Annotated in this window: 5 protein-coding genes; 2 read left to right on the forward strand and 3 right to left on the reverse strand. The window is 67.1% G+C overall.

What is annotated here, in order from left to right:
- Positions 1-19: 19 nt before the first annotated feature.
- Positions 20-1327 (reverse strand): M18 family aminopeptidase, encoded by a 1308-nt coding sequence (locus IEW02_RS20720; protein ID WP_188546795.1) that lies wholly within the window; start codon positions 1325-1327, stop codon positions 20-22.
- Positions 1328-1360: 33 nt separating this feature from the next.
- On the opposite strand from IEW02_RS20720, the gene IEW02_RS20725 reads away from it, so the two are divergent.
- Entirely contained in the window at positions 1361-2329 is a 969-nt protein-coding gene (locus tag IEW02_RS20725; RefSeq protein WP_188546796.1) for an aldo/keto reductase, read from the forward strand.
- Positions 2330-2370: 41 nt separating this feature from the next.
- Positions 2371-3600, forward strand: a complete 1230-nt coding sequence (locus IEW02_RS20730) for an alpha-amylase family protein (protein WP_188546797.1) — start codon at positions 2371-2373, stop codon at positions 3598-3600.
- 1 nt (position 3601) lies between these two features.
- Here IEW02_RS20730 and IEW02_RS20735 read toward each other — a convergent pair whose 3' ends face one another.
- Together IEW02_RS20735 and IEW02_RS20740 are read right to left on the reverse strand one after the other, a co-directional pair.
- Entirely contained in the window at positions 3602-4468 is an 867-nt protein-coding gene (locus tag IEW02_RS20735; RefSeq protein ID WP_188546798.1) for a glycosyltransferase family 2 protein, read from the reverse strand.
- Positions 4465-21465, reverse strand: coding sequence for a non-ribosomal peptide synthetase (locus tag IEW02_RS20740; protein WP_188546799.1), 17001 nt, complete (start codon positions 21463-21465; stop codon positions 4465-4467). The genes IEW02_RS20735 and IEW02_RS20740 overlap by 4 nt, the downstream gene beginning before the upstream one ends.
- Positions 21466-21571: the final 106 nt, after the last annotated feature.

The raw sequence follows: 21571 nt of genomic DNA on the forward strand, positions 1-21571 counted from the left end.
GAACTGCAGGTCACCGCGGTCAGCCGACCAGGAACGCTGCCAACGCATCGGCGTACATCGGGACGTCGCCGGCACCCATCAACTCGCGAGAGGAGTGCATCGCGAGCTGCGGGGCCCCGACATCGACGGTTTTCAGTCCGGTTCGGGCAGCGAGAATGGGCCCGATCGTCGATCCGCAGGGCAGGTCCGCACGGTGGACGTACCGCTGCAGCGGCACTCCGGCCCGGTCGCAGGCGAGTGCGAACGCGGCGGACCCGACGGCGTCGGTCGCGTATCGCAAATTCTGGTTCACCTTCAGCACCGGTCCGCCGTTGACCGAGATCCGGTGTGCCGGTTCGTGTCTCTCGGGGTAGTTCGGATGCGTCGCGTGGGCCATGTCGCCGGACGCGTGGATGGACCCGGCCATCGCGCGCAGGAAATCCTCGCGTCCGCCGCCGCGGGCGAGCACGATGCGCTCGAGGACGGTGTTCATGAGGTCGGACCCGGCACCGCGGTCGGACTGGCTTCCGACTTCCTCGTGATCGAACAGTGCCAGAACGGGAATCGCCGACGGCTCGTCATCGACGGCGGCGAGCAACGCCCGAGTTCCCGAGTAGCACGTGCCCTGGTTGTCCAAGCGGGGAGCGCTGATCATGTCGTCGCCGACGCCGAACACGACGGCCGGCGCCACGACGTGCGTCATCAGTTCCCAACCGAGAACACTGTTCGGGTCCAGGCCGAAGTGCTCGGCGAGATGAGATACGAAGGGCGCAGGCGCGTTTCCGGTCCCCCATACAGCGTTGACGTGCCGTTGCGGATCCAGTGTCACCCCTTTGCGGTCCTCGGACAGATGAATGGCCAACTGCGGAACGCGCAGAATCGGCTCGTCGATTCGCACCAGAACGTCCGTCACCTCGGAGCCGGTCCCGACGGCGAGGCGTCCGGATATTCCGAGATCGCGATCCAACCAGGAGTTCAGCCATGCACCGCCGTACGGCTCGAGTCCGACGAGGTTCCAGTCACCGGACCGCAGATCGGGGTGTTGCTTGACGCGCAGGTTCGGGCTGTCGGTGTGGCCGCCGACGATGCGGAACACACCGTCCGGCGCCGACTCGGTCGACCACGCCACGATCGACCCGCCGCGCACGACGAAGTACCGACCCGGCTCGGCCGACCAGGCATCGGTCTCCGAAACCTCGACGAAACCGGCTGCCCGAAGTTCGACCGCCACCGTCGCCACCACGTGGAACGGGGACGGCGAGGCGTCGATGAAGGTGCAGAGTCCGAGTGCGGTCGCTCCGGCGGATAGGCCGGAGGCCGGTCGGGATGGTCTCGGTGTTGTCGCCATGGCTACGAATTATGCCCGCGTAGGGTCGGCAGGATGCAGTACGTACGCCTCGGCGCCACCGGTCTGGAAGTGTCCCGCATCTCGCTCGGATGCATGAGCTACGGAATTCCCGATCGTGGGAATCACGAATGGACGTTGGACGAGGACACCTCGCGGCCCTTCATCGCACATGCTTTGGAGAACGGCATCAACTTCTTCGACACCGCCAACGTCTACTCGGACGGCACCAGCGAGGAGATCGTCGGGCGCGCGCTCCGGGACTTCACCAAGCGCGAGAACATCGTGCTGGCGACGAAGGTGCACGGACGCATGCGGCCGGGACCGAACGGCGGCGGTCTCTCGCGCAAACACATCATGTGGCAGATCGACGAGAGTCTGCGTCGACTCGGAACCGACTACGTCGATCTGTATCAGATCCACCGCTGGGATCCGCTCACTCCGATCGAGGAGACGCTCGAGGCGCTGCACGACATCGTGAAGGCCGGTAAGGCTCGCTACATCGGTGCGTCGTCGATGCACGCGTGGCAGTTCGCCCAGGCGCTGTACACAGCAGATCTGAACGGGTGGACGCGGTTCGTGTCGATGCAGAACCACTACAACCTGCTCTACCGCGAGGAGGAGCGAGAGATGTTGCCGCTCTGCGACGATCAGGGAATCGGCGTCATTCCGTGGAGCCCCCTGGCTCGTGGACGCCTCACGCGTGACTGGGATTCCTCCAGTGCGCGCAGCGAGACCGACAACTTCGGCAAGACCCTCTACAAGGAGGGCGACAAGACCATCGTCGACGAGGTCGCTGCCATCGCGGAGGCGCGCGGGATCCCACGTGCGCAGATCGCGCTCGCGTGGGTGGCGCAACACCCGACCGTTGCCGCGCCGATCGTGGGCGCTACCAAGATCTCTCACCTCGACGATGCGATTGCCGCGCTGGATGTCGAACTGACGGACGACGAGGTCGCCCGGCTGGAAGCGCCGTACGAGCCGCGGTCGGTGGCGGGGTTCTGACCGGACCGTAGAGTCACCACAACGCTACGAGAGGGTCTGCTGTGCCGAACTGGGTCGAACACGTCGTGTGGTGGCAGGTGTATCCCCTGGGGTTCGTGGGGGCCGAGACCGAAGCGATCGACACCGTCGAGCACCGCATCGGCCGCATCGGTGACTGGCTGGACTACCTCCTGGAACTGGGGTGCAACGGCCTCTCGCTCGGTCCGGTGTTCGCCTCCGAGACCCACGGTTACGACACCGTCGACCATTTCCGTATCGACGGCCGCCTCGGGGACGACGCGGACATCGATGCCCTCATCGCGGCCGCGCACGGCAAAGGCGTGAAGATTCTGTTCGACGGTGTCTTCAACCACGTCGGACGCGAACACGAGAAATTTCGGCAGGCCCTGGCCGACGGACCGGAGTCGGAGGCCGGCGGCTGGTTCCGTTGGCGCGGAGACGAACCCGTTGCATTCGAGGGACATGATCTTCTCGTCACGCTGAACCACGACAACCCCGCGGTGGCCGAGTACGTCGCGTCCGTGATGAATCACTGGCTGGACCGCGGCATCGACGGCTGGCGGTTGGACGCGGCTTACGCTGTGCCGCCTCAGTTCTGGGCGTCGGTGGTTCATGCGGTCCGGGCGAAACATCCCGACGTGTGGTTCGTGGGAGAGATGATCCACGGTGACTACGCGCAGTACGTGAACGTGTCGGGTTTGGACTCCATCACCCAGTACGAGTTGTGGAAGGCGACCTGGAGCGCGATCGAGGACGCCAACTTCTTCGAGCTGGCGCACGCGATCGAACGTGGCAACGACTTGCTCGACACCTTCGTTCCGGCCACCTTCGTCGGGAACCACGATGTCACCAGGGTGGCCAGCACCATCACCGACGAGCGGCACGTCCCGCACGCGGTCGCCCTGTTGTTCTTTCTCGCCGGAGTTCCGAGCGTCTACTACGGTGACGAGCAGGGTTTCCGCGGCGTGAAGGAAGAACGAGTCGGCGGGGACGACGCAGTGCGACCCGAATTCCCCGCCGGGCCGGACGATCTCGCCCCGTACGGAGCCGAGACCTTCCGCACCCATCAAGAGCTGATCGGCATCCGTCGTCGGCACCCCTGGCTGCACCGCACCCCGTCACAGGTGAGCAATTTGTCCAACACCGCTGTGACGCTGTCGAGTTCGCACGAGGGAGCGACGCTCACCCTCACGCTCAACCTCGGCGACGATCCTGTGTCGTCACCGGGCGGCGACGTGGCAGGGCACAGCTGGGCCGTACACGAGGGATGACCTACAGGTACCGATAGCGGTACCGCAGGCTCCCCTGGATTCGTCCGAACAGGTTGCCGCTCACCCACATCCACTCCCCGCGGCGTCGGCGTGACCACGCCCAGGGCCACACCGGCGCCAATGCCACCACCACAGCGGCGTGGGCCGGGAACCACCACCACTGGCGCCCGGGAGCCCGGAAGTGCGCGGCCACGCGCGCTTCGGCGCATCCGTACTGCGCGGCCTGTTCGAATGTCGGGACGAGCTCGGTGCGGTAGCGGTACGCGACCATCGCGTCGGGCGCGAACGCGAACGTATAGCCGAGCTTCTGCACACGCCAACAGAATTCGACGTCGCCCCCGGCGGTCGGATAGTCCTCGTTCCACCCGCCCACTGCGTCGAACACCGCTCTGGAGATGCCGAGGTTGCAGCCGAACGTCATCGGGAGGTATCGACCGAGAACGACCGGCTCGGTGGGGTCCGGCAGCGCCCGCCACGACGCGACGACCGGGTCGTTCAGCGTGTCGCGTTCGAGGGGGCCTCCGACGAGGTCGGCGGCAGCGGAGGCGGCGACGAGGGCTGCGAGCCAACCGGGGTGGACGGCATCGTCCTGGTCGCAGTACGCGACGAACGTCGACGACGACGCTCTCGTGCCCACGTTTCTGGCGTGCGATGTTCCCGGCACGTCGGACGAGTCGACCACCCGCAGCGACAGAGAGTCACGCAGCGGGTGAGCGGCCAGATAGCGGCGCAACGCGTCGCTGCCCTCGTTGTCACTGACGATGACCTCCCACGAACCGGAGTAGTCCTGTTCGGCGAGCGCCTCGAGTTGAACGTCGATCACGTCCGCTGCCCGGTAGGCAGCGATGACCACGGATACTTCTGTCACAACAGCTCTTTCAGTTCGGCCACGGTTGGATCCGCGTCAGCGGCGACGGCATCGAGGACGGCGAGGAACCCCTGCACGACGGACTCTGCCGTCGACGGGTCGAACAGCGACAGTGGGTACAGCAGAGTCCCGTCGAGACCACCACTGTCCGGGTGCTCGGCGAGGGTGATCTCGAGTTCGTGCTTCGCCACGGTGTTGGCGATCGGTTCTCGGCTCACCGTGACCCCGCCGATATCGATGCTGTCCACCATGTCCGCCGCCGGTTGCACGATCAGGGTGGCGGGAAAGAACGGATGCTCGGCTGTCGTGATCGGCACTCCCAGCGCAGCCGCCAGGCGCGGCGCTGAGACGTCCGGGTTGGCCAGACCGTCGGCGAGGGCTCTGCGCACGCCGCCCATCAGGTCGCGGAACGTCCGACTGTCGTTCACCGACAACCGCATCGGTAGGTCCTCGGAGAAGTTTCCGACGACGTCGGCGAGGTCCGGGTGCGGTCGGTTCGCGGTGGCCGTGGCCACGGTGACGTCGGGGTCGTCGCCGCGACGGGCGAGGACGACGGCGAACGCCGCCTGCAGAACGACGAACACCCCGGCGTCGGCCGATCGAGCGAGAAGTCCGAGTTTCGCGTGCCGGTTCGGCTCGATTCGAAATTCGACTGCGCCGCCTGCCGATTCCCACACGGCGGGGCGCGGCCGGTCGGTTCGCAGTCTCGGCCGGTCGCTCTCCCGTGCCATCAGCGCGTCCCAATGACGCAGCTGGCGCGCGAACTCGGTCGAGGGGTCGCGGGGGTCACCGAGTACGTCGTGACGCCACGCGGCGTAGTCCACGTACCGAACTCGACCGGCCGGCAGTCCGGGTGCACCTGCGGTGCGGGCCGCGAACGCCGTCAGCATGTCGCGCATCAGTACGGCCATCGCACGACCGTCCGCGACCAGGTGGTGAACCACCACAGCCAGAACATGATTCGCAGGACCGCACTCGAACAACCGCACGCGCACCGGAGTCTCGGTCGTCACGTCGATCGGTGACCGGGCGAACGCGTCCAGTGCATCGGCGAGAGCGCTCTCGGTCACCGCGATCACGTCGAGTTCCGGGACGGCGTGTTCGAGCACGCGCAGCCATGGCGCGGATTCCGTCTGTGCGTGCACTGTGCGCAACGAATCGTGCGCCGATACCAGGTCGGCCACGGACGCGCGCACGACGTCGATGTCCAGTTCCCCCACCAGTCTGAGCGCCACCGGGACGTTCCAGTCCTGCGTGCGCCGGGTGCTCACCCAGTGCAGGATGCGTTCCTGCGCGGGAGCCGCCGGTGCCTCGTTCGATTCGGTGCGGCGGACGCACACGTCGGGACGGTCACTGTCCTCGGTCTCGGACAGCGCGTCGACAGCCGCGGCCAACTCACCGAGCGTGTCGGTGTCGAACAGGACGCGGACCGGAACACGTGTCCCCACTGCCTGTTCGATCTTCGACGCGACGGAGGTCGCAGCCAGCGAGTTCCCGCCGAGTTCGAAGAATCCGTGGTCGACGCCGACCTTCTCGGAGCCGGTCACGTCGGCGACGATCGAACAGACCAGCTTCTCCGTCGACGATCGCGGCGCAACGTACTCGCGCCGAACCGGAGCCGGGACCGGTAGCCGGGCGCGGTCCACCTTTCCCGTGACCGAGCGCGGCAGCACGTCCACCTCGGTGATGGACGTCGGAATCATGTACGCCGGGAGGAGTTCTCGTAGCGAGTCACGAACGGTCACCGCGGCGTCGGTCCGCACGACATATGCGGCGAGCCGAGCTCGATCGGTCCCGAGGTCCGCGGCGACCACCGCTGCGTCCACGACTCCGTCGACCCCGCGCAGTGCCGACTCGACCTCTCCGATCTCGATACGGAACCCACGGATCTTGATCTGACTGTCGGACCGGCCCACGTAGTCCAGGGCACCGCCCGGTCGACGGCGGACGAGGTCACCGGTTCGATACATGCGTTCACCGCTGGACCGAGCAACGAACGACAGCGCGGTGCGTACCGGATCCCGGTGGTACCCACGCGCGAGTTGTGGTCCGCTGAGGTACAACTCACCCACACCGGAACCGACGACCGGTCGCAGCCGTTCGTCCAGGATCGCGGTTCCGACCGCGTCCTGCGGGGTGCCGATCGGGATCCGCGCGCCGAACGGCGGCCGGACCTCGTGGCCGGTGACACTGACCGCCGCTTCCGTCGGGCCGTACAGATTGTGCAGTTCCGCCGCCGACGATGCAGCGACGGCCGAACCCAGTTCGGGCGGCAGTTCCTCACCGATGCAGAGAATTCGGCGCAACGAGTCGGGAACGCTGTCGGTACCGATCAGCATCGACAGGCTCGACGGAACCGTGCAGAGCACGGTCACGTCCTCGTCGGCCATGACGGCGGCGAGTTCTCGTGGATCACGCTCCGCCCCGACCGGGGCGAGAACCATGCGTGCACCCACGCGTGCCGCCCACCAGTATTCCCACACCGACAGATCGAAGCCCGCTGAGGTCTTGACCAGTACTGCATCATCGCCACTCAGTGGGTAGCGGCGCTGCATCCACTGCAGTTGCTCGGCCACGGCAGCGTGAGAGACGCTGACTCCCTTCGGAATTCCGGTCGATCCCGAGGTGAACAGGACATAAGCCGGATGCTGCGGACGCAACGGCGCGATACGGTCGACGTCGGAAATCGGGGTGCAATCCGCGTCGCTGACCGTACGTACGTCGAGAACGGGAACGTCGAGGTGCGGAGAGGGATCGTCCTCCGCAACAAGAACCACCACCGGACGCGCGGTGTCGAGAATGGTCCGGACGCGTTCGGCGGCGCCGTCGACCGGGACATAGGCACCGCCGGCCACTACCACCGCATACATGGCGACGAGCTGGTCCACTCCGCGCGACATCGCCAGCGCAGCGGTCGTTTCCGGACCGACGCCGAGTGCGATCAGCCGGCGCGCCAAACCGTGGACCCGAGAGGCGAACCCTGCGTAGGTGAGCGAGGTGCCGCAGAAGCGAACGGCCACGGCGTCCGGGTTCGCGGACGACGACGTCACGAACGCATCGGCGAGAGTGGTGGACGACGCCGGGCCGACGACCGCGGCGGTACCGGTGACGTCCGAATCGAGCAGTACGTCGTACGCGCCGATCGGCCGCGACGGGTCCCCGATCAAGTGCGCGAGAACACGTTCGAATCGCCGGGCGAACGACTCGACGGTGGCGACGTCGAACAGGTCCGTCGAGTACGAGATCGATCCTTCGACGGGTCCCTCGGCTCCGTTCTCGTCGTGCGTGTCGACCAACGTCATGTGCAGATCGAATTCCGCGACCTCGGTGTCGTCGTCGAGGATCTCGACGTCGACCCCGTCTAGTTCGGCGGCGGCGACACCGATGTTCTGAAAAGACAAGGCCACCTGGAAGACCGGGTGGTGCGCGCGGGAGCGGGGTGGGTCCACGTACTCCACTACACGGTCGAAGGGAGTTTCCGCGTGTGCGAACGCATCGAGGTCGTGGTGTCGCACCTGCTCGAGTGCGTCGCGTCCGGCCAGTGCAGCGGGCAACGTCGACCGCAGCGCAACCATGTTGACGAACATGCCGACGACACCGTCGAGATCCTCGTGACCGCGTCCCGCGACCGGTGTGCCCACCACGACGTCGGAGACTCCGCCGAGACGGCCCAGCAGGATCGCGAATGCCGTGTGAGCCACCATGAACACGCTCGAATCATGGGCTGCCGCAACCTCTGCCATCGCGCGGTGCGTTCGGGCGTCGAGAGCGAACGACACTCTTCGACCACGCCCCGACCGCCGCGGTGGCCGAGCACGGTCGGCCGGGAGTTCGAGCACGGACGGTGCATCCCGAAGCCGCTCGGTCCAGTACTGCTGTTCCGATGCGGCTCGTGACCCGCTCGTATCCAGCACGTGTTGTTGCCACACCGCGAAGTCCGCGTACTGCACGCGCAGCGGCTGCCACTGCGGCGCTGCCCCGCGACTTCTCGCGCTGTACGCGGTGGCCAACTCGCCCGCGAGCCGGACGACGGAGACTCCGTCGGCGCTGATGTGGTGGACGACCACGACGCACACGTGTACCGGTCGAGCGCCACGTGCCAGGTCGTCGACGGCGAACAGTTCCGCCCGCAGCGGCGGCGCCGCCGTGACGTCGAAACCGGTGTGCACGACGGCGTCCACTGCGCGCAGGAGCGCCGCCTCCGACACCAGTTGGGGAAAGATCTTGACCGGTGCGTCCTGTGGGTCGACGACCACCTGGTGCGGTCCGTCCACCGAATCCGGGTAGACGGTACGCAGCGCCTCGTGCCGTTCCACGAGATCGGTCAGAGCGGACTGGAACGCGGCGAGGTCGAGGTCGCCGGTCAGCTTCAACACGATCGGAACGTTCTCGGTCGTCGACGACGGATCCAACCGGTTGAGGAACCACATCCGTTGCTGTGCAGGCGACAACGGAACGATGCTCGGGCGCGCGAGCGTGCCGAGCTCGGCTTCCTTCACCACGTCGGCGCGTCCCACTCGTTCGGCCAACCCACGCACCGTCGGCGCGTCGAACAGGTCACGGACGGCGACGTTGCGACCCGTCGCGCGGCGGATGCGCGACACCACTCGCGTGGCGGAGAGGGAGTTCCCCCCGACCTCGAAGAGGTTGTCGTCCGCGCCCACCCGAGGCATTCCGAGGACGTCTTCGACTATGCCGGCGATGGTCACCTCGTGCGCGCCGGTCGGTGCGACGAACTCCCGCGCGACGATCTCTGGTTCGGGGAGCGCGCGCAGGTCCACCTTGCCGGACGTCGTGAGCGGAATGGATTCGACCACCGTGACGAAGTTCGGGATCATGTAGGCGGGCAGAGACTTTCGAAGTTCGTCGAAGACCGCACGCGGGCGAATTGCACTCCCCTGAACGTAGGCTACGAGCATTCCTTCGCGCGCCGTGACGATGCACGCGTCGACACCGTAGTTGGCGCGTACGGCTCGCTCGACCTCACCGATCTCCACCCGATGCCCGCGAATCTTCACCTGCGAGTCCGCCCGACCGACGTGTTCGAGTGCGTGGCCGGACTCGAGGTCGATCCACCGAACCAGGTCGCCGGTTCGGTATCGCCGCGACCCAGCAGGACCGAACGGATCGGCGACGAAGGTGGCCGCGGTCAGAGCGGGCCGGTTCCGATACCCGCGGGCGAGTCCTGCCCCGGCGATGTACATTTCGCCGACCACGCCGAGTGGGGTGCGCCCGAGCATCGGGTCGAGGAGCTGAACCGACGTCCCACCGATCGGTCGACCGACGGGGACCGACGCCGTGACGTCCGACGCCTCCAGCGGCCCCGCGAGGGTTGCCATGACGGTCGACTCGGTGGGCCCGTACGCATCGAACACGCGCCGACCTCGCCCGATCCACCTGTGGGCCAACGCCGGTGGGCACACGTCGCCGCCGACGACGATCGTCTGCAGCGCGGGCAGATCGTGATCACCGATCGTGTCGAGTGCTCCCGGCGTGAGGAACGCGTGGGTGACGGCAAGTCGCTCGAGCAATTCGGCCAGCTCGTCGCCGCCGTAGACGTCGGTCGGCGCCACCACCATCGTGGCTCCGCCGCGCGCCGCCATCAGCAACTCGAGAACGGACGCGTCGAAGCTCGGCGATGCGAAATGCAGTGTCGTGTCGCCGGATCGAACGTCGTAACGTCGCACTTGCTCGTCCGCGAACGCTGCGATGCCGCGGTGCGTCGTGGCGACCGCCTTCGGAATTCCGGTCGAACCCGAGGTGTAGATCAGGTAGGCCGGCTGATCGAGATGCCTCGGCCGGGACCGTTCGCGCTCCGCGATGGGACCGGAGTCGTGTGCCAGCAAGGCGTCTACGGTGTCGTCGGCGTCCAGTACGAGAACCGGAGCGGACGGTAACTGCGGGCACACGTCCGAGGTCGTCACGACCAGGGACGCACCCGAATCGGCGAGCATGTACGCGATGCGCTCGGCGGGTAAGGCCGGGTCGACGGGGACGAACGCTGCTCCGGTCAGGGCCACGGCATGGACGGCGGTCACGGACGAGATCGACCGCGTGAGCGCCAACGCCACGATGTCCTCCCCGCCGACACCGTGGCCGATGAGTAGTCGAGCAAGTTTCCGCGCCGATGTCGAGATGTCGGCCGCGGAATGGACCGACCCGTCACGTCCGTCGACGACGTCGCCGGCCGCGGCCAGGACGTCTGACAGGAAGCGCGGTTCGGATTCGTTCGTTCCCTCCGGAAGTGGCACACGGGGGCCGAGGTCGACGAGGTGCAAGGCGCGCTCGGGTTCGGCGCCCATCTCCTGCAACACCATTGCGTAGCGGTCCAGGACCGCTCGGGCAGTCGACGGCACGTACAGGTCGTCGGAGAAGACCAGACGCAGGTCGAGTCCATCACCCGAACGCGTTGCCGTGAACTCCATGTCGAACCGGGCTGCCGCGACGTCAATGTCGGTCATCGCAACGGATTCCGCAGCCGGACGGGCAGATTCGTCGAAGTTCAGCGTCACCTGGAAGATCGGGTGAAGTGCACTGTCACGCACGATCCCGAGCGCGTCGACCACGTCGTCCAGTTCGACGTCGCGGTGAGCCAGCGCTGCCACGACGGCGGCGGCGGACTCCTCGATCGCCATCACGGGCGTCGCCTTCGGGCGGTAACGGGTCCGCATCGGCACCATCGTGACGAACATTCCCACCGTGTCGACGGTATCGGCGTCGTCCCGCCCCGCAGTCGGAACGCCCAGCACCACATCGTCACCCGCACCAGACCTGGCCAGTGCGGTCACGAGCGCAGCGTGCAGAACGGCGAACAGACCGGTTCCGAGGCGCCCCGCCAGCGTCGACAGGCGAGCGAGATCGCGCTCGCCCACACGCGCGCCGACGGCGCTGCCCCGGTGGGTGGGCATCGGAGGCCGCGGGCGATCACTCGGAACGACCGTCGCGGCGGGGGCGTCACGCAGTCTGTCGACCCAGTAGTCGCGTTGAGCTGCCGCAACCGAATTCGGATCGTTCACCGCCCCCGCGCGGGCGGATCGTCGCAGCATCGCGTCGACGAAGCTACCGGCTCGGCCGGCCCACACCGGTGATCGATCGGCCGACCGTGCAGCGTAGGCAGCGGCGATGTCGGTGGAGAGAACGCCCATCGACCACCCGTCGGCAGCGATGTGGTGCACGACGAGCACGAGTGTCGTCTCGTCGGACGACTGTTGCACCAGAAGTCGAAGAGGCAGCGATGATTCGAGATCGAACCCCTGCATCGCTCTCTCAGCGGCGTCGTGGGAGGGATCGATCCGCACGACGACGTTCTCGGACATCGGCACGGCGGCCGCCGGGTCGAGCACCGACTGGTAGGGCCCGTCTGCGTCCTCCGGGTACACGGTCCGCAATGCCTCGTGCCGGACGAGGACATCGGTGACGGCGGCGCGCAGGGCGGACACGTCGACCCGTCCGTCGACCGTCATCGGGGCCACGATGTTGTACGCACCGGACGTCGGGTCGATCCGGCTGTGCACCCACATGCGGTACTGCTGAGCGGACAACGGGATACGAGCCGGACGCACGAGCGCTGCCCGCTGCGCCACCTCATCCGGTTCGGTGTCGTCGACTAGGTGTGCGAGTGCGGCGACCGTGCGTGCCGTGAACACGTCGCCGAGCGAGATCGTGACGCCGAGACGGTGTCGGATCTCGGCCACGACGCGCGAGGCCGTCAGCGAGTTCCCACCCACCTCGAAGAAATCCGAGTGCGCACCGACCTCGTCTCCTCCGAGCAAGCCGGCGAAGACGTCGGCGACGACGCGCTCGCTGTCGGTGCGAGGTGGAACGACCGTGAACGTCCGTCGACCGGGATCGGGTAGTGCGCGGCGGTCCACCTTGCCGGCGGAGCCGAGCGGTAGCGCGTCGAGAAACACGACGCGAGAGGGAACCATGTGGCCCGGTAGCCGATGTCGGACATGTTCGCGCAGAACACCTTCTGCGTCACCCACCACGGAAGCGACGACGTGGGCGATCAGCTCGGACGGGTCCGACGTCACCGTGACCACCGCAGCGGACACATCGCGGTGGGCCAGCAGAACGGATTCGATTTCACCCAACTCGACACGCTGGCCGCGAATTTTCACCTGAAAGTCGCTGCGACCCAGATATTCCAGAACGGGCCGCTCGTCGTCGAGCGGCCGCCTCCACCGCACCACGTCACCGGTTCGATACACCCGCCGGCCTCCCCCGGCCGGGTCGGCGACGAATCGCGTCGCGGTCAGCCCGGGCCTCCGCAGGTACCCCCGTGCCAGCTGCACACCCCCCAGATACAACTCGCCGGACACGCCGCCGTCCACCGGTCGTAGACGGTCGTCGAGCACGGTCGTCGTGACTCCGGAAACCGGTCCACCGATCGGAACACGTTCTGCCAGTGCAGGTGCCGCGCCGTAGGAGGCAACCTCGTGGGACGTCACATCGACCGACGCCTCGGTCGGACCGTACAGGTTGTGAACGGCGGCGTGCGTTCGGGAGCGCACCGCCGCGACGGTCGGCGGTGCCAACGCCTCGCCGCTGGTGAACAGCAGACGCAGGCTGTCGTGGAACTGCCCACCGGGTCCGGCCACGAACACGTCGAGCATCGACGGTACGAAGTGGATCACCGAGACGGACTGCGCGTCCACGAGTTCGGCGATGCGCACCGGGTCGCGGTGCTCACCGGGCCCGGCGATCACGGTGCGTGCGCCGGAGATCGGTCCCCAGAACAGCTCCCACACCGACACGTCGAACGTGATGGGGGTCTTGTGCAGCACCGTGTCGGAGCTGTCGATCGGATAATCGTGCTGCATCCAGGCAAGGCGGTTCACGATTCCTGCGTGGGAGACACCGACCCCCTTGGGTTCACCGGTGGAGCCGGAGGTGAAGATGACGTAGGCAAGGTGGTCCGGACGCAGGACGCTCAGCCGCTCTCCGCGGTGCAGCGGGCCCTCCGACACACTGGGTTCGGTCAGCGCACGCGGATGGAGCGCCGTCGCCGAGTCGAACGTATCCGCATCCTCGGCCACGATCAATACCGGTTTCGCCGCCCGCAGCATTGCTTCGGTTCGAGACGCGGGCTGCGACACATCGATCGGAAGATATGCGCCGCCCGCCACGACGACTGCGTGCAGAGCGACGAACATGTCGAGAGACCGCTCGAGCGCGACGCCCACCACGGCGTCGGGCCCTACCCCGTGGGCGATCAGGACGCGCGCCGCTCTCGCCACTCGCCTCGTGAACTCGCTCCGTGTCACGGACGTGCCGCCGGACGTCACGATGATCGTGTCACCGTCGACATGCATCGTGTTTTCCAGCAGGTCGGGCAGTACGAACGTGGGTTCAGCGGAATCCTCTCCGCGGCTCCACTTCTGAACCTCTCGGCGTCGGTCCGGTCCGAGGACGTCGAGTCGGTCCAGCGGCACGGACCGGTCCCGGGCGAGAGCGTCCAGTACCCGCAGGAACATGGCGGAGAAATCGGTCACGGTCGAGGCGTCGAAGAGGTCGGTCGCGAACGTCCACCGCACCAGTGCGTCGTGCGTGTCGCTCGACGGCACGTCGATCGTGACGTGAAGATCGAATCGCGACACCGGAAGGTCCAGTGGCGCAACGGTTGCGTGAATACCCGCGATATCGACCGGCTCCGGCACCGCGTCCTGGAACGCCAGCATGACCTGGAAGATCGGATGGACTGCCGCCGCACGATCGGGCTCGAATCTGTCGACGATTTCGTCGAACGGGATGTCCGGAGACGCAAAGGCCGCGACGTCCGCAGCTGCCACCCTCGTGACGAGTTCACCGAGCGTCGCCGACGGGTCGATGTCGGTTCTGAGCACGAGTGTCGAGACGAACATGCCGACAAGATCGTCGAGTTCGGCGCGGCCCCGACCGGACACCGGAGTGCCGATGACGACGTCCGTTGTTCCGCACAGGCGCGACAGGACGACCGCCAACGCGGTGTGCGCAACCATGAACAAGGTTGTACCGCGTTCGATCACGGGTCGGAGGTCCCGCAGCACTCGGGTCGGAATCGAGCTCGTGATCGTGCGCCCGCGATGGCTGGGGTTCGCCGGACGAGCGCGGTCCGTGGGCAGTGCGAGCGGTCCCGGGAGGGCACGCAGGACGTCGGCGAGGTACTCGCTCTGCCGGCGCAGCACCGGGTGTCTGTTCTCCGACCGGGTGCCCAGAAGCCGGCGCTGCCACGACGCGAAGTCCGCGTACTGCACGCCGAGCGCGGGAAGGGTCGATACCGTCCCCGTGACTCGGTGCACGTAGGCGGTCATCAAGTCTCGCATCAGCGGTGCGAACGACGCACCGTCGGCAGCGATGTGGTGGAACACCATGGTCACGTCGGTCTCCGTACTCGCGGCACTCATCGCCCATCGGATCGGGACGTCCACCGTCACGTCGAAACCTCGTACGATCATGGCTTCCGCGTCCGATTCCGGTTCGGGTGCTGCGCACTCGACGACGACCTGCTGCGGCACACCCCCCGCCGCCGGGTACACGGTGCGAAGGATCTCGTGGCGAGCGAGAACATCGGTGAGCGCGGCAACCATCGCACCACGATCCACATCGCCCGACAGTCGTACCGACAGTGGGAGGTTGTAGAGCGGCGAGGTCACGTCGAGCTGGTTCAGGACCCACATCCGCATCTGACTGCTGGACAGAAGTGCGGGGATCGCTCTGTCGCGCGGCGTGATCGGCGGGAGCGCCTCGGTCCTCGTGCGGTCCACCCACCGCGCGAGCCCCCGCACCGTCGGCGCTTCGAACACGGCCGTCACGGGCACGTGGACATCGAGCGCGGCGCCGACCCGAGCGGTCACACGCGTTGCGGTCAGAGAGTTGCCACCGAGATCGAAGAAGTTGTCTCCGGCCCCGACCCGGTCCTCGAGCCCGAGAAGGTCCGCGACGATCCCCGCGACCGTGCGTTCGGTCGCCGTGGCCGGCGGATCGAAGCGCGCCGGTGCGACACCGGGATCCGGCAGACGACGACGATCGAGCTTGCCGGTTCCACCGAGCGGCAACGAATCCAGAACCGTCACCGTCGCCGGCACCATGTACGTCGGCAGTTTCTCTCGCAGTGAAGCCAGCACCTCGTCCGTATCCAACTGCGCCGCAACTACATATGCCGCGAGCCGCTCGCCGCCGTGAACGGTGACGGCAGCGGAGGCGATGCGGCGATCGCGAAGCAGCGCTCCTTCGATCTCACCCAACTCGATGCGTTGGCCGCGGATCTTGACCTGCAGATCGTTGCGGCCGAGATACTCGAGGTTGCCGTCCGGGCGTACGCGCGCCATGTCCCCGGTGCGGTACATTCGGCCGCCCACAAAGGGATCGGCGACGAATCTCTCGCACGTGAGATCCGGCCGCCCCTCGTAGAACGACGCGAGTTGCGCACCAGCCAAGTACATCTCACCGCGAACGCCGGGAGGAACGGGATGCAGTCGACCGTCCAGGACGTAGATGCGGGTACCGGGGACGGCTCCACCGATGGACACCGTACCGGTGATTCCACTGGCGTCCGACGCGTCGACGCCGTGCACGGTGACCCCGACGGCCGCCTCGGTCGGTCCGTACAGGTTGACCACGGATGCTCCCGTGACGCGCTGCGCCCGCTCGGCGGTGACCGCGTTGAGTGCCTCGCCGATGCACAGAATCCGCGACAGCCCCGATCCATCCGTCGATCGCTCACCCACCGCGTCCAGGTGAGCGTCGAGCAGTGAGGGAACGAAGTGTGCGGCGGTCACCCCGTGACGCTCGATCAGGTCGGCGATGTATGCGGGGTCGCGGTGACCGTCGGGCGCCGCGATCACCAGCCGCGCCCCACACAGCAACGGCCAGAACAATTCCCACACGGACAGATCGAAGGTCGTCGGCGTCTTGAAGAGCGTCGTGTCCGCAGGACCGAGGGGAAAGCGCTCGCACTTCCACCTCAGTTGTGTCGCGATGGCCCGATGCGACACCGCGACGCCCTTGGGAGTGCCGGTCGATCCGGAGGTGTAGACGACGTAGGCGGTGTTGCTCGGCCGCAACGGTGTTCGGCGTTCGACGTCGTGCACCACACCACCGTCTCCGGTCGCCGACGGCCTGAGCACCGGAATGGACAGAGCTCCGGCGCCGTCGGCGACCACTCCGCCGAGCTCGGCGATCACCACCGCGGGCCCGCACGAGGAGAGCACCGCAGCTACCCGTTCGCCCGGCGACGAAGGATCGAGTGGCACGTATGCGCCGCCGGCCACGAGGACAGCGAGAACAGTTTCGACGAGTTCGGCCGAGCGAGGCAACGCGATCGCAACCCGGTCCTCGGGTCCGACCCCGGCAGCGATGAGCGCGCGGGCACGAGCATTCACCCGAGCGAGCAGCTCGGAGTACGTCGTCGTGAGATCCGCCGCACTCGCGTCGACGAGTGCGATCGACCCTGCGAATGCGCCGGCGACGTCGACGAAGAAGTCGACCAGGGTCCGGTCGACCCCCGACTCGGGGACCACGTCGAGACCGATCGTCGACAGTTGTTCGGCAGCAACCACATCGAGGTCACCGACCGCGACGTTCGGGCGCTCCAGCGCGCCGACCAGGACGCGTTCGTACATGTCGGCGAGGCGCTCGACCGATTCGTGATCGAAGAGGTCACGGGCGTACTCCCACTGAACATCGAGCGTCCCGTCGGCCTCGACGACGGTGAGATGCAGGTCGAACTTCGCCACGTCGATGTCGGCGTGCACCACCTCCACTTCAACCGACTCCAGGTCGAATCGGTTCGGGGCCATGTTCTGGTACGAGAAGCCGACCTGCACCAGTGGGTGGTGACCGGCCGAGCGCGGCGGGTTCATCAACTCCACCAACCGCTCGAACGGCACGTCCGCATTCTCCAGCGCGGCGAGGTCGTCGCTGCGAACGTTCCGCACCACGTCGTCGAAGGACAGATCCAGTCGAATCCGGTTGCGTAGCACGACCGTGCCGACGAACATGCCGACCAGATCCGCGAGGTCCGGCTCCCCCCGACCCGCCACCGGCGTTCCGACGGCCACGTCGTCGGACCCGGTCACCCGCGCGAGCAGCACGGCCAACACCGCATGGGTGACCATGAACGGCGTCGTGCCGGTGCGCACGCCGAACTCGGCGATGCTGTGCACGGTCTCGGCGTTCACCACCCGATACACTCGTCCACCGCGCAGCGAGGCGATGGCGGGCCGGGGCCGATCGAGCGGGAGTTCGATCCGGTCCGGCATGCCGCCGAGTCGGTCCATCCAGAACCGAAGCTGTCGTGAGACAACCGAATCGGGATCCCCCTCGCTACCCATCATCTCGCTGTGCCACAGCGTGTAGTCGCGGTAACGCACCGGCAGGGCCGTCCACTCGGGAGCGGCGCCGGCGGTGCGGGCTCGGTATGCGGCAGCGAGATCTCGTGCGAGTGGCGCCGTGGAGGATCCGTCCGCCCCGATGTGGTGGACGACGCACACCAACAGATGATCGTCGGCGCCGACACGCACCAGCTCGATGTGCAGCGGCACCGCGTGGGTCACGTCGAACCCGATGCTCGCGACCTCGTGAAAGCGTTGCAACGCCGCCGATTCGGACATCGAGACGGCGCCGAGTTCGAGCCGGCCCGTCAACTCGTCGACGGCATGAACGCGCTGCACCGGACCGTCCGGGGTGTCCGGGTAGCTGGTGCGCAGACTTTCGTGGCGTTCGAGCAGATCCGCTACGGCGGTGGCGAGTGCATCGCTGTTCAAAGGCCCGCGTAGACGCAGAGCCATCGGAACGTTGTACGTGGCCTTGCCCGTGTCGAATTGGTTGAGCACCCACATGCGGTGTTGTGCGGGTGACACCGGGACCGACCCGCTGCCGATGTCGTAGCGACGCAGCGGCAGGACGCCCTGCGCCGGATCGAGATTGCCCACATGGACCGCAAGCGCCGCAACGGTGGGGTTCTCGAACACGGACCGCACCGGAACGGTGACACCCAGTTCGCTGCCCAGTGCCGACGCCAGACGTGTTGCGGACAGCGAATTTCCGCCGACTGCGAAGAAGTCGTCGGTTGCGCCGAACCCCTGTTCGTCGGTGTCGTCGGAGCTCAGGATCGACGCGAAGTGCTTCGCCACCGTGGTCTCGAGTTCTGTTCGCGGCGCAACGTACTCGTGCGGGACACGCTCCGGCGTGGGCAGAGCGGCTCGGTCGATCTTCCCCGAGACGGTCAGAGCGATCTTGTCCACGGTCACGACGATCGCGGGAACACTGTAGGCAGGGAGGATCTTGCGTACGTGGTCCAAGACGACACTGTCGAAGCCGCTGCGGGCCGAACTGGACTCCGGCTGAACGTAAGCAACGAGGGTCGGCCGCCCGGCGACCTCTCGAACGTCCGCAACCGCGAAGGCCACACCGACGACTGCTCGCAACGCAGCGTCGACCTCACCGAGTTCGATCCGGTAGCCCCGCACCTTGACCTGGTCGTCGGACCGCCCGACGTAGAACAGGGCGCCGGAGGCTCCGAGACGTACGACGTCGCCGGTTCGGTACATCCGCGACCCGTTGCCGGCCATCGGATTCGGAAGGTACCTACCGGCGGTGAGAGCGGCTCGGCGGTGGTATCCCAGACCGACGCCGTGGCCGAACACGTACAGCTCGCCCACGCCGCCCACCGGTACCGGGCGGAGTCGATGGTCGAGGACGATGACACCGGTTCCCGTGATCGGTGCTCCGAGATCGACGGGCTCGCCGGCAGTCAGCGGTCCCGAGACGGTGGCCATGATGGTGCATTCGGTCGGCCCGTAGGCGTTGAACATTCTGCGTCCCGGTGCCCATCTCGCGACGAGGTCTGCCGAGCACGCTTCTCCCCCGACCACCACGACGCGGAGGTCGAACAGGTCGGTGTGGTCGACCGTGGCCAACGCAGCCGGTGTGACGAATGCGTGGGTCACGCGTTCGGTCGCCAGGAGATTCGCGAGATCGGCACCGCCGTACACATCCGTCGACGCGATCACCATGGTTCCGCCGTCGGTGACGGCGAGCAGAAGTTCGAGCACCGACGCGTCGAAGCTCGGTGATGCGAAATGCAAGGTGCGGGAGCCGGGTCCGACACCGTACCGGCGACGCTGTTCGTCGGCGAACGACGCGATCCCGCGGTGCGACACCACCACACCCTTGGGAGTTCCCGTCGAACCCGACGTGTAGATCATGTAGGCCGGATGGTCGATGTGCAGTGGTGTACGTCGATCGGCGTCGGTGACCGGTGCGGGCGAGGCGGTGAGGTACTCGACGTCCAGATCCGCAGAGCCCATGCGCAACCACGTTCCGGCTCCGGCCGCACGCCCGCGTCCCTCGTCGGTGATACCGACGTCCGCTCTGCTGTCCTTCAGCAGGAACTGGACTCGATCCGCCGGAAGCGTCGGGTCCACCGGAACGAAAGCGCCGCCGGCCTTCCCGACCGCCAATTGAGCCACGATCGCGTGCACACCGCGCCGCAGCAGAATCGCGACGATGGTTCCGGGCCCGACACCGCGCGCGATCAACAGTCGGGCCAACCTGTTGGCGCGAGCATCCACCTCGACGTACGTCAGCCGTTGCGAACCGGCCACGATCGCCACGGCGTCGCCGTGTCGCTCTACGGTGCGCGAGAAGACCTCCGGGAGAGCCAGTGCGGGTGGAGCATCCGGCCCCGAACGCACAGACCCGATGCCGTGGCCCCCGGACATCGGAGCGTCCACGGCCAGGCTCTCGGAGTCCGCGGAGAGGACGCTGCGCAGGAGCGACAGGAACCGGTCGCGGTGGCCATCGAGATCGGCGTCGGTGTAGATCGACGGATTCGCTTCGAGATCGATGCGGATATCGCCGTCGCCGATCCCGGAGTACACGTCGAACGCAAGGTCCTCCACCGGTCCGGTGCTCAAAATCGTTGCGCTGCCCACGCACTCGCCCAGAACCACGTCGCCGCGGAACGTCATCACGTTGACCGCCGGACCGAAGAACGCCCGCGTGCCACCGCGGGGCCCGCCGGCACCGCTGCCCTGCATGTCCTCGAACCGAAAGCGCTGATGCCGTAGCCCGCCGAGTATCTGTGCACCCACCTCGGCGATCAGTTCGCGCACCGTGGTGGTGGCGGACACCGAGGCACGAACCGGAAGGACGTTCGACACCATGCCGCCGGATCGACGCAGGAGCGCGTTCGTCCGAGCGGACACGGGGAGACTCAGGGCGACTTCGTCGGCGTCGGCCATCCTGGCGAGATACAGTGCAGCCGTTGCGCTCACGAGCGCCGGGAGAGTGGTGGACAGCTGATCACACACGCGCCCGATCGCCGCCCGGTCCGCCGACGTGAGGACGACTCCGCTGATCCGTGATCGCGCCGCCGGCCGGCCGGCACCGTCCGCCAATCGGATCGGGTCGGGCAGGCCACGCAGGCGCTGGGCCCAGTAGGCGCGGTCACGCTCGAAACGTGGGGATGCGCGGTACGCGAGGTCGTCGTCCACCAACGCCCCGAGGGTGCCCGCTCGATTGGGGCCGGGTTGCGTCCCCCGAACGCGTGCGGTGTAGACCTCGGCCACCCGCTCGGCGAAGACCGATGCTCCGTACCCGTCGAGCAACATGTGGTGAATGCGGGTGTACCAGAACCACCGTCGGTCTTCGACGCGGACGGTGGCGACCTCGAGAAGCCTGTCAGTGTACAGGTCGACGGGGCGCGAGAACTCCTCGTACATCCAGTTCAGCGCGTCGGCGTGCGGATCCGCGCGATCACGAAAGTCGAGGTGCAGCATTTCGTCTCGCAGAGTGCGGTCCACCACCTGAACGGGACCGGTGTCGGTCGGACGCAAACGCACCATCACGGTGTCGTACTCGCGCGCGACATCGCGACCGACCGCACTGAGCAGCGCAGTATCCAACGGCCCACGCACATCGACGTATTGCGCAATTGCCAGGGGCGTTTCAGCGTCCATTTCTTGCGCGAACCAGATACTGCGTTGCGCGGCCGACAGTGGGAACTCGTTCATTTCGCACCACTTTCGAGCACGCATTGGACCTTAACACCGTGGGCGGGAAGAGTCCGATGGCCGAGGGCTTCGGTGGCATGATGGGAAACGCACAGCGCCCGAGCAG

This window comes from Rhodococcoides trifolii, from assembly GCF_014635345.1.
Lineage (GTDB): Bacteria > Actinomycetota > Actinomycetes > Mycobacteriales > Mycobacteriaceae > Rhodococcoides > Rhodococcoides trifolii.

Excerpts from the sequence above, each read along its gene's own strand:
- IEW02_RS20720 (WP_188546795.1), bottom strand. The coding sequence starts at position 1,327 with ATGGCGACAACACCGAGACCATCCCGACCGGCCTCCGGCCTATCCGCC.
- IEW02_RS20725 (WP_188546796.1), top strand. The coding sequence starts at position 1,361 with ATGCAGTACGTACGCCTCGGCGCCACCGGTCTGGAAGTGTCCCGCATC.
- IEW02_RS20740 (WP_188546799.1), bottom strand. The coding sequence starts at position 21,465 with ATGAACGAGTTCCCACTGTCGGCCGCGCAACGCAGTATCTGGTTCGCG.